The sequence below is a fragment of the Rudanella paleaurantiibacter genome, from assembly GCF_009184635.1.
Classification (GTDB): domain Bacteria; phylum Bacteroidota; class Bacteroidia; order Cytophagales; family Spirosomataceae; genus Rudanella; species Rudanella paleaurantiibacter.
In genome coordinates, this window is record NZ_WELI01000010.1 from 16,949 (window position 1) to 31,522 (window position 14,574).

Consider the following 14,574-nt stretch of genomic DNA (forward strand, 5'->3'; position numbering starts at 1 on the left):
TGACCTAACCCCAACCCCGAATTAGTACCCTAACGGCGCGTTATTTACTGCGCGTTGATAGCGGGCATGCGTTGCTCGGCCACCATTTGGTTGAACGCCGGAATCTGCTTTTGGACTAACTCTTTCAATTTGCCCAAGGCGGTATCGGCTTGCTTCGATAAGTCTTCAAACACCGTGTACGACGCCTTGGTGGGCTTCGTATCGGCCGATGAGACCACCGAGGCCACCCCGGCCAATTTGTCGTTCAGGCGAATGGGGTAAGCCAACGCGTCCTGAAACGCCTTCGATTTGGGCTGCATCAGCGTCGACTCCAGCTGATCGAGTTCATCGAGCATGGGTTTGGTTGCTTTCTTGAACTTTTCAGCCACCGATGGGTCTTTCACGTCTTTCAGGTAGCCGTTGATCTGGTTGCGAATCTGCCGGATCTGATTTACGCCCTTGTGCGTTTCCGAAATTTTGTTGTTTATCTTCTGCAACAGCTCGAACTGAGCGCGGTAATCGTCGGCACTGGTATTGATTTTTGGGTTCTTCCGAATCTCAATGGGCTGCTCGCCTACCACCTTGTTATCAATTAGCAACTGCACTTTGTACATGCCGGGTACTACTTTAGCCCCGGTTCCGCGGCCGGTCCACATGATGTTGGTGCCTTCTACGGCCGTAGCGTCGGGGTAGCGCATATCCCACAAAAAGGTGTTCAGACCCGGTTTAGTGGCTACCACGTCGGCGCGTTCATTGTCAGCATCTTCGTAAAAGTCTTTGATTACTTTCAGTGGCTGCCCTTTCTTGTCCTTCTGGCTGGAGTACGAGATAATGGTGTCGCCCACGGTAGTCATGAACAACAGCTTCACCTCTTTGTCGGGTTTCGCGTTTAGTGCATACCGCACCAGCACACCGTTGGGTGCATTTTCTCCCTGATCGGTGGGGGCACCGCGTCGGCCACCTGCGCCCCCATCCATCCGGTACGCATGGCGGGGTTTGAACAAATGGGCGGTTTTATCGGCAATCGGTGAGCCTGTGTTGGCGGCCATCTCATGGAGGGGCGTAACGTCGTCCATGATCCAGAACGAGCGGCCGTGTGTAGCTACCACAAGATCTTTCTCACGTTTGTGAATTTGCAAATCGCGTATAGGCGTAATGGGCAGGTTCAGGTTAAGCGGTTGCCACGAAGCCCCGTCGTTGAACGATACATACACGCCCCGTTCGGTACCGGTATAAAGCAGGCCGGGTTGGTTGGGGTCTTCGCGCACCACATGACAATACTCGTCGGCCGGAATCCCGTTCGTGATGGGGGTCCAGGTTTTGCCGTAGTCGGTGGTTTTGAGCAGGTACGGCTTACGGTCGCCCGACATGTAGCGTTTAGCGGCTACGTAGGCCTTGCCCGTGGTATGGTCGGAGGGGTGGATAATGCTAATCAGGGCCCACTCCGGCACGAGACTGGTAGAAGGGGTAATTTTTTGCCAGGTTTTGCCCGCATCCCGGCTGATGTGCATCAGACCATCGTCAGAACCGGCCCAGTACACGCCTTTTTCGAGGGGCGACTCCGCAAACGAGTACACTGTGGGGAAGGTCTCGGCACCCGTGTTGTCTTTGGTGATTGGGCCGCCGGTGTCACCCTGCGTTTTGGGGTCGTTGCGGGTCAGGTCGGGGCTAATGTCTTCCCACGAATGGCCGTTGTCGGTGCTGCGGTGCACAAACTGCGAGGTACAGAACAGGACGTTGTTATCGTGGGGCGAAAAAACAATGGGGTAGGTCCACTGGAACCGGTATTTCCGGGCCGACGACGGTGCCCCCATGCTGTATTCGGGGTACACGTTGACCACCTGATTCTGGTCGTTGTTTTTGTCGTAGCGGGTTATCAAACCGTCGTAGCTGCCGCCAAACGTCACGTTCACATCCTTAGGGTCGGGGGTGATGTACCCCGACTCGCCCCCTGCTACCGACCACCAATCGCTTGGGCCGATGGAGTAGCCCGTGGTGCGGCTCGCAATCCGAATCGATGAGTTGTCTTGCTGAGCCCCGTACACGTTGTAGGGAAAATCGTTGTCGAGGGCTACGTGGTAAAACTGGGCTGTCGGGATGTCGATATCCGAAAAGGTAGCCCCGCCATTGTACGTTACCTCGCCACCGCCATCGTCAGCGATAATGTAATTCTGCGGGTTTTTAGGGTTCCACCAGATGTCGTGCGTATCGCTGTGGTGCACCGGGATATTGGTGAAGGTTTTACCGCCATCGGTCGATTTGAGGGCGCTCACATTGAGCACAATCAGCCCGTTCTCGTTTTGCGGGTCGGCGGCCAGCATCATGTAGTACCAGGGCCGCTGCCAGAGGTTTTTGTCTTCGTTAATCAGCTGCCAGCTGTTGCCCGCATCGTCGGAGCGGTACAGGCCTCCCTTGGCACTCTCAATCATGGCATACAACCGGTTCGGGTTTGCCGGGGATACCGTAATGCCGATTTTGCCAAGCATCCCTTTGGGCATCCCGGGCCGGTTGTTCAGGCTTACCCAGGTATCGCCCCCGTCGGTCGATTTGTACAGGCCACAGCCCGGACCGCCACTGCTCATCTGGTAGCTGTTGCGGTAGGCCTGCCAAAGCGAAGCGTACAACACCCGTGGGTTGCTCGGGTCCATTTTGATGCAGGCCGCACCGGTGCTGTCGTTTTTCGAGAGAATGTGCTGCCACGTTTTTCCGCCATCGGTTGTACGGAAAATACCCCGCTCCTTGTTGGGGGCAAACGGGTTGCCGAGGGCCGCCACGTAGGCAATGTCGGGGTTTTGCGGGTGTACCTCAATGTTGCCGATGGCGTCGGCCATTTTGAGACCTATGTGTTTCCACGTCTTCCCGGCATCGGTCGATTTGTAGACCCCGTCGCCATTAGCAATGTTCCCCCGAATTTCGGCCTCACCCATGCCTACGTACAGCACGTTGGGGTCGGAGGGGGCCACGGTAATGGCACCCACCGACGACGATTTGAACGTACTGTCGGAGATATGCGTCCAGTTGGCACCCCCATCCACCGTTTTCCAGACGCCCCCGCCGGTGGCTCCGAAATAGTAGGTGAGGGGTTGGTCGGGGTGGCCGGCTGCCGCCAGGGCTCGCCCGGCCCGGAATGGGCCAATGTTACGCCACCGCATCCCTTCGAGGAGTTTGTTGGTAGCGGGCGCGGCCGAAGCCGCTACAGTCGCGGTCGGCGCTTTCGTCTTTTTGCGCTGGGCCAGCGTGGGGTTGGCCAGGAGTAGCCCAGCCAGTACGGTTACGGATAGGGCAGTACAGGAGTTTAGCATAGATTGTTGTTTGGAGTGTCAATAGCCACGGCTCAGCTGAACCGGGTTTTCGAGCGGTTCGCCTTGTTCGAGGTGTTTCAGGTTACGGACAAATAAAGCCATTTTGCCTTCATCTTCAAATCGTTGGCCCCCAGCGGTGTGTTGCGTGAGCATTACGTTGGGCATGGTCCAGAGGGGGCTATCTGCAGGCAGCGGCTCCTGCACCGTTACATCAAGAGCGGCCCCGCTCAGATGCCCCCGTTGCAGGGCGTCGATGAGGGCTGTTTCGTCGGCAGTGTTGCCCCGGCCTACATTGGCAAATACGGAACCCGGTTTCATGGCGGCAAACACCTCCGCATCGACAAACGAGTGTACGGAACCGGGCAGGCAATTGATAAGCAGGTCGGTATGGGGCAGCACGGCCAGCAACTCCTCGCGGGTGTGGAGTTGGGCACTCGGGTCGGTGCGGGCCATCAGGCTGATAGAGCACTCGAAACCGGTCAGGATGGTTCGCACGGCCTGCCCGATGGTGCCTGCCCCTAAAATTACAACCTGCTGTTTGTGTAACAGGCTCATGCCGTAGCGGAGGGGCGCGCCAATCCATGTTTTATTCTGCTGCAACACGGCCAGTTCGTTGATTCGGCGGTAGAGGGCCAAAATGCCAGCAACGATGGTTTCGGCGCAGGGCCAGGCAAAAAAGTCGCCCATGTTGCTTACCGGGATGCTCAGATTCAGGCCGCTGTATTTATCGAAGCCCGCCGAGTCGAGTTGCCAGAATTTCAGGTTGGGAGCCCGGTCGAGCAATTCGGTAGGCGGGTTGCCCATAAGTACATCGGCTTGCTGGAATGCCGTTTGAGCGTCGGTGTCGGTCAGTTCGTTGCGAAACGTAACGGTGTGGCCGGGGCCAACCTGTGCGCGTAGGGCGGCCCGGTTGGTTTCGTTCAGGGCGGTATGTATGAAAAGGTTCATGACGGAGACTATTTGGTCAATGAAGTACATCAAACACCAGTTCGCGCAGGATGTCGCTTTCGCTCATGGTAGGGCAGTCGATACCTTTGGAGCGGGCGTCGGCCCGGCGGATGGCGTGCACAATGTCGGCAACTTTAGCAATCGGGAACGTGCGTGCGGCCGCGAGGTAGTCTTTCACAAAAAATGGATTGACGCCCAGCACCGAGGCCAGCCCCTTCTCAGACTGATCGCGCGATGACTGCACCAGTAGCACCTTGGCAAAATAACCGTAAAGTTGCGCCAGAATCACAACCAATGGATTGTCTTTTGGGTTACGGCCGAAATAATCGATAATTCGGTTCGCTTTCACCACATCGCGCTGCACGAGGGCTTTTTGTAGCTCAAATACGTTGTACTCCCGGCTGATGCCCACGAGTCGTTCGACGGTGGCCGCCGAAATTTCTTCGTTGACGCTCAGGTTGAGCAGAATTTTGTCGATTTCGCCCGCCAGCCGCTTCAGGTCGTTACCAATCGAATCGGCCAGTAACTGACACGCCTTGGGGCTTACTTTTACGCCCTGCTTGTGGCAGTAATCGGCTACCCAGTCGACGAGTTTGTTTTCGTAGAGTTTTTTGATGCCCAGCAGTACGCCCTTGTTTCCAAAGGCTTTAACCCAGGTTTTTCGCTCATCGACGCCCGATTTGCCGTCTTCTTTGTTGAAACAGAGCATCAGAATGGTGCTCGACAAGGGGTTGAGGGCGTAGTCTTCGAGCAGCTGAGCACTCGATTTATCGTTCAGCCCCCCCATTTGCTGAGCTTCTTTCACAAGCACCAGCTGACGCTCGGCCATGAACGGATACCGCCGGGCGTAGTTGATAACGGCCCCGACGTCGGTGTCTTTACCGAACAGAACGAACTGGTTAAACCCTTTTTCGGCAACCGGGATAGCTACTTTTTCAAGCTGATCGGCAATTAGGTCAAGGTAGTAAGGCTCATCGCCATGAATGAGATAAACCGGGGCAATGCGTTTGTTTCGGATGTCTTTCAGCAGCGTTTCGACGGCGGGAATCATGCGGGCAATCGGGGGTTTGAACGACAAAGATACGACCTGACCCGCCAGGTTTGGGTAGGGGGTGGCAAGGTTTCGAGACTACTGGTCTGTGGTTGGAGCCTTCAGTCAAATATTCCTCTGTTTTTCAGGATTCCCGCTTTGTACAGTGAAAACAAGTCTTCGATATAGTTACCCATAACCACTATGGCTTTGTTGCCTTCAATTCGGTAGTAGGGGGGCGGAAACAACTCGGCCCGACGCCCATCAAGACCGATTGATACCTCCTCGGTAAACTCGATGGGCTCAGGTTTGATGGCTGTATGGACGTTGACGAGTTGATTGTAAAGGTACGTATTAGCATCGCCGGCCCAGCGCCCGTTGGTGGTTGGGTACACCGCGGTGTATAGATTTACTTCAGAAATTAGCTTGCCGTTTTGCCTCGAAATGAACAGCAGCACATGTTTGTAGGGGGCAAATAAAGGTCGGCCATAGTGGGTATAATCCGTGAACTCGACCGTGTCTCTCGCCAATGAGCCATATACGGGCTTCACAACTCTGTAGGTGGCTACAAATCCCGACCGAAAAGGCACAGCATACGTTTTTCCGTACGTGGTGTCTTTACCAATAATCATCGGGATAATTTCTTCGGTAATCGGTTCGCGAGGCAGGGCTTTGAGGGCAATGCGTTCGCCAACGAAGACGTAAAAACTGTCGGGGCGGGCCTGTCCGTACACCAGCCCTGCTTGTAGCATCAGCCATAGAAACCCAAAACGTTTAGCGTTCATGCGAGAAAGCGTTTGGGGGAAGTTACGATTCTTTCTCCCCAAACCGGGCGACCTCCGCCACTAATTCGGGCCAAAACCGCCCGAAAGCCTCTCCAATAGGTTCGTAAAATTTCTCCAGGTCGAGCACGGCCGTGTCGAGCCCCGACTGGAATTGGGTCCGGCGGGCAATGCCCCGCAATGACCGGTCGACCCCCTCGAACGTGGCGTAGTGCGGCAGCCAGTTGTGGGCAATCAGGGCGCTCAACATCCGGCGGGCCGGTTCGGGGAAATTAGCTTCGTGCTGTTGGAGGGTCTGGTAATACGTCGGGATAAACTCGGCCAAACTCAGCTCTGTGAGAATGGTGAATTGCCGGGCCAGAAAATGGTCGAAGAAAACATCAACGGCCACGCCCGCGTATTTGTGGCAGCGTGGGTGCAGTAAATCACGCACGAGGGCTACATCGGGGTGGGCGTCCGTAAAGGCGTCGATGATTCGGTGGAGCCGGACACCCGCAATCACGTCGGGTTGGAGTTGGTGGCGCGGGTGGTCGGGGGCGCCTTTGATAAAGTCGCCCAGAAAGTTGCCCACCATCAGGCCTGCTGTTGGGCGGGTCTGAGGCACTACAGATAAGTAGCCGTGCGCCAGTAGGTTCATACGCGCCGGGACAGAGGTGGGTCCGATTGCAGCGTGAAGCCCTCACCGGGCACGTACTCTTCCACCTGAACCCCAAACCGACGCAGAAAATCGACTCCTTCATCGGTGCCAATGCCTTTGTATTGCGCGTAGGAGTGCAGGTAAATGACCCGCTCAATTTTCATGCTGTAGATAATTCGGGCGCAGGCAATACAGGGCGACAGGGTTACGTACAGCGTAGAGCCGGCAATGTCGGAGCCGTTTTTGGCTGCATACAGAATCGCGTTCTGTTCAGCATGTAAGGCGAGGGAGCAAGAGCCCTTGGAGTCGCGGGGGCAACCCACTTCCGGAAACTCAATGTCGCAGTTGTGCGTACCGGCCGGAGGGCCATTGTACCCAATCGAAATGATGCGCGTGTCTTTGGTCAGTACGGCCCCAACCTGCGCTTTGATGCAGTGCGACCGTTTGGCCAGGTTCACGGCTAACTCCATAAAAATATCTTCGAAATTAGGGCGGGGCATTAGGCGAGCTGTAGTTTTTGGGGAGGCCCTCAATGTTAAGGAACCTCCCATCAAAATAGTTTGATCTGGGAAACCGGCTGAAGCCAAAGAGACCAGAAATCAAAAATGAGCCTGAGCTAAATCGCCCTTCCCAGCGACTGTCGGGCCCGTTTGTCATACTGCAATGATAAGACAAAAAGGCCGCCGGTCAAACCGCGAGTACCTTCTTCGACCGGAGCCAATCGGGCTTGCGGGTCACCACAACGGCTTTCAGTTCGTTGAGCATGGCGTACAAACCGTAGTAGGTCCGATTGATATACAGGCCATCTTTGGAGCCCCGAACGACTTTCGAGGTGCGTAGCTCTTCGAGCCGGGTCAACTCGTCGGCAAAGGCGTACACCTTGTTGAAGTACTCGTCGTTGCCAAAGTCGAACGTCTCCACCGCAAAGGGCTCGCCCAGCATGTGAATCATCTGCACAAATAGGTCCGAGAAAAAGGCCCGATCCTTTGCCGAGTCGACGGGGTGCAAAAACTCTAGATTCTCAAAAATCTGCTGGGTCAACGCCTTGTCTTCCAGCGTGTCGGGGTTGATGAGCCGGAAGTAGTTATCGTAGTAATAATCCGGAATCACCTTTACACAGCCGAAGTCGATAACGCCCATCGTACCGTCGGGGCGCATCAGGAAATTACCGGGGTGGGGGTCGGCGTGTACCTGCCGGAGCGAGTGAATCTGATGGTCGTAGAAATCCCACAATAGCTGACCAATGCGGTTGCGGACTTCCTGCGACGGATTCGTGGCCAGAAACTCCTTCAAGTGCAGCCCTTCGAGCCAGTCCATCGTCAGAATCCGCTTGCTCGACAGGGCGGGGTAGTACTTCGGAAACACCAGCCCGTCGATATGCGCGCAGGCCTCCGAAATTTCGATAGACCGTTTCAGCTCCAGCTCGTAGTCGGTTTCTTCGAGGAGCTTGGTTTCCACCTCGTCCATGTACCGGTCAATCTGCCGCTCATCGAGGTTCAGGAGCCGAACCGCGAGGGGCTTGGCGATTTTCAGGTCTGAGCTAACCGAGTCGGCTACACCGGGGTACTGAATCTTGACTGCCAGGCGTTTACCGTCTTTCCAGGCCTGATGCACCTGCCCAATGCTGGCTGCGTTGACCGATTTAATCTCGAACTTGTCGTACAGTTCAGAGGGCGACTTGCCAAAATACGTACGGAAGGTTTTAACCACGAGCGGGCCCGACAGGGGGGGCGCTGAGTACTGCGACATGGCAAACTTATCGGTATAGGCCGTGGGCAGTAAACCCCGGTCCATACTGAGCATCTGCGCCATTTTCAGCGCCGAACCTTTCAGCTCACTCAGGGCACCATAAATGTCGGCGGCATTGTCCTGATGCAATTCGTCCTTGGTCAGGTCCGGGTTTACCAGTTTTTTGCTGTAGTGCTTGAGGTAGTTGCCACCGACCTTGATACCCGCCTTTACAAACTGACCCGCACGGGCTACTTTGGTGGTAGGGATAGACGATTGTTCTTTCATGGTTTGTTGAGTGAATGAGTGAATGAGCGATTGAGGGATTAGTACTGCATCAGTTTACCACTCAATCACTCAATCGCTCAATCACTCATTTATTTTGGTAGATAAATTTCGCCAGGTCGAGCACCGAGTCGAGGGGGGAGCGGCCAATCAGGTCAAAGGCCGTGTTGACGGTTTTTTCGATGGCGGTATCGGTTTGTTCAAAGCTTTTGCTCACGTCGCGGACCCAGAAATCGAGAATATAGAGGGTCTGCAACCACAGCGCATCGGGGTAGCGGTTGGTCACAAAGGGGCGTTGCTCCACTTCGCGGCTTTCGCGGCCCTCGGCCAGCAGGTCTTTGGCGAAATCGTAGAACGCATCTTTAAACGGAAACAGGGTACGGCTTCCGCTCGCCATGGTGCCGCGGGCGCGCATTCGGGCCAGGGCAATTCGTGAGCCGGGGCGCGTTGGGTTGCCCATAACATTCCCGTCGGGTGCGGTCATTTGCCCCCGTACGCGGCCATAACTATACACAACAAAGCTGCGCTGCGCTTTGAGCAGTTCGATCCAGGTGTAGTAAAACGCCAGCAGTTTCTCCCGAACCGAGTATGTCTGGTAGGTTTCGTCGGCCTCTACGGTCTGCCGGGCGTCGGTAAAAAACGCCAGCCAGATGTCGGCCTCGATCGCATCAAACGAAGAATAGTAATTATAAAACTCGGCTTCAGGAAGTTTCAGTTTCTTTGCAAACTGATAAACGGAGGGTGGTTGTATGCCGTTCTCGAGTACGTACTCAGTGTACGCTTTACGGATTTTTTCGAGCGTTTCCATATAGTTATTGAACGGCCTGTTTTGGCAAAAAGTTTTTAAAAATCTGGGATAAGAGCACAGAACCGTAGTTCTTCTAGCAAAGAACTAAACCGCCCGACAGAAGAACGGCCCCGGTCCGGGTAAAGTATTGCCCCGTCGGGCCGGGTAGTTTGCGGAGTGGCTTCGGTAGTTTTTCTTAGAGTAAAGTGCGTAACGTCCAGATAAACAGATTGTAGCGTTTTATGCCTGTATTACAACCCATCGTCAATATTGCCGAGCTGATTTACCGAAAAGGAATTACGGATGTGGTGATCTCACCGGGGTCGCGGTCGGCCCCACTGACTATTGCGGTGGCCCGGCATCCCGGTTTGCGTACCCGCGTGGTGGCCGACGAGCGGTCGGCGGGGTTTGTTGCTCTGGGAATGGCCATGCAGTCGGGCCGCCCGGTGGCGGTTATCTGCACGTCGGGCAGTGCCGTGTATAACCTGGCCCCGGCCGTAGCGGAGGCTTACTTTGCCGAAGTGCCGCTCCTGTTGCTCACCGCCGACCGGCCGCACGAGTGGCTCTACCAGCAAGACGGGCAAACGATGGTGCAGGCTGGGGTGTTTGGCCCGCACGTAAAACGGAGCTACGACCTCCCCGCCGACTATACCCATGCTGACAGCCGCTGGTTTATTGAGCGGTCAGTCAATGAAGCCGTGAACCTGAGCCGGTTGGCACCTGCCGGGCCGGTGCATATCAACGTGCCCCTGCGCGAACCGTTTTACCCGGCACCGGGCGATGAGCTGACATTTGAACCGGTGCGCCTGATCGAAACTCTGGCGACCACAGCGCAACTGCCAACCGATGTCTGGCATCGGCTCCTCGACGAGTGGGACGATACCGACCGGAAACTGATTGCCGTGGGCCAAATGCCCTACAACCCGGCTCTGTTGGCGGTTCTGCACAAAATCAGCGAGGAGCTGGGGGTGCCGGTGGTGGGCGAGCTGCCCGGCAATATTGGGCAGAACGGCCTGTTTATCACCCGTACCGATACGTTTTTGTCGGGTGCTGACGAAACCCTGCTCGATAGCCTCCGGCCCGATTTGCTCATCACACTCGGTGGGTCGTTTCTGACGCGCAACTTGAAAACATACTTCCGGCAGCACCCGGCGCGGGGTCGGCACTGGCACATCGGCCCGGATGCCAGCCGTATTTCCGACCCGTTCCGGTCGCTTTCGACGCTTGTGCCGATGGAGCCCCTGCCGTTTCTGGAGAAGCTCTTTGCCGACCTGGATTACCAGCGGTTTCGGCAGGGCGACGACGATAGCGAGGAGTCGTTTGCGTTTCGGGAGCTTTGGCAGCAGGCCGACCGGCGGGCCGCCCGCGTGATTGCGCAGTCGCTGGCCTACTCGGCGTTTACCGACTGGACAGCCACGCAAGCCCTGATGGACACCCTACCTCACGGCTCGGTGCTGCACCTGGCCAATAGTATGCCGGTGCGATACGCCAACCTGTGTGGCTTACCCGCCGACCGACAGGTGGCTGTGTGCGCCAACCGGGGGGTTAGCGGCATTGATGGGTGTTTGAGCACAGCAGTTGGGGCAGCTCTGCAAACCGACCGGACCGTGACGGTGCTCATTGGCGACGTGGCCTTTTTCTACGACCGCAACGCCCTTTGGCACGCTCAGTTGCCGCCGAATCTGCGGATTGTATTGCTCAACAACCACGCGGGGCATATTTTCAGGATGATCGACGGGCCAAGCCGACAGCCCGAACTCGACGAGTTTTTCGAAACCGAACAGCCGCTGACGGCCGCCCGCACGGCGGAGGATGCTCAAATTGCGTATCTGTTTGCCGATAACCCTGCCGGGCTTGAACAGGCATTACAGGGCTTTTTTTCGCCTTCAGAAACGGCTAAACTTCTTGAGATTCGAACCGATAAACGGGTCAACGAGCAGGAGTTTAAACGGTATAAAGAACGGCTGAGGGAGGGGTGAGATCCCCCTGGCTGCGTGCTCAGACCGTCGCTGCACTTTTATGTTCGATCTTCTCATCACAGACGAACAAGCCAAAAATAACATCAACTATCTTCTGTGAAAACGCTACTTATTTTTCTGCTTTCGGTGATGGTTTTGCTCAGCAAAGCCCAAACACCGCCCAAAATAGAGGTGACGCCAGTTACGGATCGCCTTTACGTGCATACCACGTTTCGGACGTACGGGGGTGAGTTGGTACCGTCGAACGGAATTATCGCCAAAACAGCCGATGGTGTGGTGCTGGTAGATACCGGCTGGGATGTTCTGACCGATCAGAATCAGACCGAACAACTGCTTCAATGGGTGGAGCAAAACCTGCATCAGCCCGTTCGGCTTTGTATTGTCACCCATTTTCACGACGACCGGGTGGGGGGAATTGCCACACTCCGGCGGGCGGGTGTGCGGGTGGTAAGCACGGCACTCACGGCTGATAAATCCGAGAAAGCGGGCTTCGAACGGCCCGAAGGCCTTTTGCCAAACGATACCACGCTGGTGGTCGGTAAGCTGCCGATCCGGTGTATTTTCCCCGGAGAGGGGCATACGGCCGATAATATGGTGGTTTGGTTCCCGACCGAAAAACTCCTGCACGGGGGTTGTTTTGTTAAAAGCTATGCGGCTATGGGCCTAGGCAACGTGGCCGATGCCAACCTCCGCGAGTGGGCTAACTCGGTTCGGCGGCTACAGCGTACCATCCCGAAACCCAGATACGTGATTCCCGGTCATCAGGAATGGGACAAAACCACCTCACTGGAACACACGATTCGATTGCTGGAAATGAAAAAATAGGTCAGTGACCACTCCAGAGAGCCAGCAGACAGAACGCGTCGATGATGAGCAGTCCGGTGGGAACTTCGTGCCGTTTGCCTACGGCGAGTTTAATCACGGTCCAGCTCAGAAAGCCCCAAATAATGCCTTGCGTGATGGAATAGCTGAACGGAATGAGCACCAACGCCAGAAACGCCGGAATGGCCTCGTCGAGCTGATCCCAATGGATGCGCGTGATGGGCTGCATCATAAACGCGCCAACCAGCACTAAAGCCGGGGCTGTAGCAATGGCCGGTATTACCGACAACAGGGGCGACAGAAACAGGAAGGGCAGAAACAAACACGCGGCAACAACGGCCACCAAACCCGTGCGGCCCCCCTGCGCAATGCCTACTGCCGACTCAATGTAGGCCGTACCGGGGCTGGTGCCTAACACACCCGCCAGCGTAGTGGCTACGGCATCGGTCAGTAACGAGCGGTTGAGGTTGCGCGGTTGCCGGACAACGGGTTCGTTGGATGGCTGATGCTCGGGTAGTGGGTCGTACAGATTGCCCGCTTCGGCCACGCCCACAAACGTCGAAATACTATCGAACAGGTCGGTGAAAACAAAGGCAAAAATGACTGGCCACAACGCCCATTGCAGCGAGTTGACAAGGTCTAACTGACCGAGCAGGCTGAAATCAGGCGCGGCAAACAAACCGTTGTAGTTGACCAAAGCTTTCTGGCCGAAGTTGATAGCCGAGGCATCGCCCCACCACCGCCCAATGGGCCATGCCGCCAGCGTGGTCAGTACGATACCGATGATGATGGCCCCCGGCACTTGCCGCACCACCAGAACGGCCGTGAGCAACAGCCCAGCCACAAACGTGAGCACAATCGGGTCGTGCACCGACGCGATACTGACGAGGGTGGCTGGGTTGCCTACAATAAACCGGGCGTTTTCGAAGCCAATAAGCGTGATAAACAGCCCGATGCCTGCCGATACAGCGTAGCGCAACGGCACCGGAATAAGCCCTACAATGGCCGACCGGATACGCCCCACCGACAAAAGCAAGAACAGGATACCCGCCCAGAAAACGGCCCCCAAAGCTACCTGTGGGCTCAAACCCATGCCTTTGACGGCCGTAAACGTGAAAAACGCATTGAGCCCCATGCCCGGAGCCACCACGATTGGGTTGCGGGCGTAGAGACCCATCATCAGACTCCCGAAAAACGACAGCAGCACCGTAGCCGTGAGAACCCCGCTGAACGGCAGGCCGGTCTGACTCAGAATGGACGGATTGACCACAATGATGTACATCGTAGCCAGAAACGAAGATACACCGGCCAGAACCTCGGTGCGACGGGAGTACGTCATGGTGTTTAGAGAAAGTTGGAGGTATCTAATGTATCAACCGTTATCACACGCGGCATCGATCCAGATGTGCGCATTGGGGTGTTTTTGGATGATACTGGCCGGAAACTGCTCCGTCACGGGGCCGTGTAGGGCCTGCCGGATCACCTCGGCCTTGCGCTCACCCGACGCCATCAGAATCACCTCGTGGGCTTCCATCAGGTGCTGTAGGCCGAGCGTAATGCCGTGCGATAAAGCGGTAGGGGTGGAAAAATATTTCTGCCCGACGGTTATGGTTGTTTCCGCTAATTCAGAGATGTGGCAGTAGTTGGTAAAAGGCGTTCCGGGTTCATTGAGGGCAATATGTCCGTTCATACCGATACCAACCAGCAGTAAATCGAGGCCGCCCCGCTCGTGAATCACAGCGTCGATACGGCGGCATTCGGCGGTGAGGTCGGCGGCTTTGGCGTCGAAGTAATGAATTTGCTCCGGCCGGATCTGAAGGGGCGCAAACAAGTCCCGAAACAGGTAATAACTGCAACTCCCCTCATCAGTTGGTCCCATGCCCACCCATTCGTCGAGCCCAACAAACGTACACCGGTCGAGGTTCGCATGCCCCGACTGTGCCAGCTCAACCAGGGCCCGAAAGGTAGCAATGGGAGTTTCGCCGGAGGCCAGGCAGAGCGTTGCGTCGGGCTTGCGGGTGAGGAGGTGGGCAATGTGTCGGGCTGCGTGGTCGGCTAAGGCCGTTGGGTCCGAAAATACACGTAAAGGCATAGGAAATGGGCGTTCGTTCAGAATCGGTTGCAAGTAAGTCACGAACGGCACCTTGCGCAAACGCGCCCCGCAATCAACGTGCAGAATAGCGGATTCACGGCGATTTATCGTTCGTGACGAGCGTTGGACGTGCGCAATCTTGCTCCCAAAGTGGGTGAAATACGGGTGAGCCACATTGAAGTGGGGCAATGAATAGGATAATG

12 protein-coding genes are annotated in these 14,574 nt (G+C 56.1%); 2 read left to right on the top strand and 10 right to left on the bottom strand.

From position 1 onward, the window contains the following. Positions 1-44: 44 nt before the first annotated feature. The 8 genes from F5984_RS20865 to F5984_RS20900 form a co-directional block, all read right to left on the bottom strand. The gene (locus tag F5984_RS20865; RefSeq protein WP_152126161.1) at positions 45-3,281 is read right to left on the bottom strand and encodes a WD40/YVTN/BNR-like repeat-containing protein; all 3,237 of its coding nucleotides are present in this window, start codon (positions 3,279-3,281) and stop codon (positions 45-47) included. An 18-nt stretch (positions 3,282-3,299) separates the two neighbouring features. After that, entirely contained in the window at positions 3,300-4,229 is a 930-nt protein-coding gene (locus tag F5984_RS20870; protein ID WP_152126162.1) for a D-2-hydroxyacid dehydrogenase, read from the bottom strand. Positions 4,230-4,245: 16 nt separating this feature from the next. After that, a complete protein-coding gene (gene holA, locus F5984_RS20875; RefSeq protein ID WP_152126163.1) occupies positions 4,246-5,280 on the bottom strand; it encodes a DNA polymerase III subunit delta in 1,035 nt (344 codons plus the stop codon). 101 nt (positions 5,281-5,381) lie between these two features. Then, a complete protein-coding gene (locus tag F5984_RS20880; protein WP_152126164.1) occupies positions 5,382-6,044 on the bottom strand; it encodes a hypothetical protein in 663 nt (220 codons plus the stop codon). A gap of 22 nt (positions 6,045-6,066) precedes the next feature. Beyond that, the gene (locus F5984_RS20885) at positions 6,067-6,678 is read right to left on the bottom strand and encodes an acyl carrier protein phosphodiesterase (RefSeq protein WP_185155601.1); all 612 of its coding nucleotides are present in this window, start codon (positions 6,676-6,678) and stop codon (positions 6,067-6,069) included. Then, on the bottom strand, positions 6,675-7,178 hold the full coding sequence (locus F5984_RS20890; protein ID WP_152126165.1) for a deoxycytidylate deaminase: 504 nt from the start codon (positions 7,176-7,178) through the stop codon (positions 6,675-6,677). Before F5984_RS20890 ends, F5984_RS20885 begins: the two co-directional genes overlap by 4 nt. Positions 7,179-7,365: 187 nt before the next feature. Beyond that, on the bottom strand, positions 7,366-8,694 hold the full coding sequence (locus F5984_RS20895) for an ABC1 kinase family protein (RefSeq protein ID WP_152126166.1): 1,329 nt from the start codon (positions 8,692-8,694) through the stop codon (positions 7,366-7,368). An 85-nt stretch (positions 8,695-8,779) separates the two neighbouring features. Further along, positions 8,780-9,499 (bottom strand): TetR/AcrR family transcriptional regulator, encoded by a 720-nt coding sequence (locus F5984_RS20900; protein WP_152126167.1) that lies wholly within the window; start codon positions 9,497-9,499, stop codon positions 8,780-8,782. A gap of 221 nt (positions 9,500-9,720) precedes the next feature. On the opposite strand from F5984_RS20900, the gene menD reads away from it, so the two are divergent. Both menD and bla read left to right on the top strand, forming a co-directional pair. Then, positions 9,721-11,457 carry a 2-succinyl-5-enolpyruvyl-6-hydroxy-3-cyclohexene-1-carboxylic-acid synthase gene (gene menD, locus F5984_RS20905; protein ID WP_152126168.1) on the top strand — a complete coding sequence of 579 codons (1,737 nt, stop codon included), beginning with the start codon at positions 9,721-9,723 and terminating at the stop codon, positions 11,455-11,457. A gap of 96 nt (positions 11,458-11,553) precedes the next feature. After that, the gene (gene bla / locus F5984_RS20910) at positions 11,554-12,282 is read left to right on the top strand and encodes a subclass B1 metallo-beta-lactamase (protein ID WP_152126169.1); all 729 of its coding nucleotides are present in this window, start codon (positions 11,554-11,556) and stop codon (positions 12,280-12,282) included. Between the two features lies 1 nt (position 12,283). Here the strand turns inward: bla and F5984_RS20915 are convergent, their stop codons facing one another. Both F5984_RS20915 and F5984_RS20920 read right to left on the bottom strand, forming a co-directional pair. Continuing rightward, positions 12,284-13,618, bottom strand: coding sequence for an NCS2 family permease (locus F5984_RS20915; protein ID WP_152126170.1), 1,335 nt, complete (start codon positions 13,616-13,618; stop codon positions 12,284-12,286). A gap of 33 nt (positions 13,619-13,651) precedes the next feature. Beyond that, positions 13,652-14,371, bottom strand: a complete 720-nt coding sequence (locus F5984_RS20920; protein ID WP_152126171.1) for a glucosamine-6-phosphate deaminase — start codon at positions 14,369-14,371, stop codon at positions 13,652-13,654. Positions 14,372-14,574: the final 203 nt, after the last annotated feature.

Excerpts from the sequence above, each read along its gene's own strand:
- F5984_RS20895 (WP_152126166.1), bottom strand. The coding sequence starts at position 8,694 with ATGAAAGAACAATCGTCTATCCCTACCACCAAAGTAGCCCGTGCGGGT.
- F5984_RS20915 (WP_152126170.1), bottom strand. The coding sequence starts at position 13,618 with ATGACGTACTCCCGTCGCACCGAGGTTCTGGCCGGTGTATCTTCGTTT.
- F5984_RS20865 (WP_152126161.1), bottom strand. The coding sequence starts at position 3,281 with ATGCTAAACTCCTGTACTGCCCTATCCGTAACCGTACTGGCTGGGCTA.
- F5984_RS20900 (WP_152126167.1), bottom strand. The coding sequence starts at position 9,499 with ATGGAAACGCTCGAAAAAATCCGTAAAGCGTACACTGAGTACGTACTC.
- F5984_RS20870 (WP_152126162.1), bottom strand. The coding sequence starts at position 4,229 with ATGAACCTTTTCATACATACCGCCCTGAACGAAACCAACCGGGCCGCC.
- F5984_RS20890 (WP_152126165.1), bottom strand. The coding sequence starts at position 7,178 with ATGCCCCGCCCTAATTTCGAAGATATTTTTATGGAGTTAGCCGTGAAC.
- holA (WP_152126163.1), bottom strand. The coding sequence starts at position 5,280 with ATGATTCCCGCCGTCGAAACGCTGCTGAAAGACATCCGAAACAAACGC.
- menD (WP_152126168.1), top strand. The coding sequence starts at position 9,721 with ATGCCTGTATTACAACCCATCGTCAATATTGCCGAGCTGATTTACCGA.
- F5984_RS20920 (WP_152126171.1), bottom strand. The coding sequence starts at position 14,371 with ATGCCTTTACGTGTATTTTCGGACCCAACGGCCTTAGCCGACCACGCA.
- F5984_RS20880 (WP_152126164.1), bottom strand. The coding sequence starts at position 6,044 with ATGAACGCTAAACGTTTTGGGTTTCTATGGCTGATGCTACAAGCAGGG.
- F5984_RS20885 (WP_185155601.1), bottom strand. The coding sequence starts at position 6,678 with ATGAACCTACTGGCGCACGGCTACTTATCTGTAGTGCCTCAGACCCGC.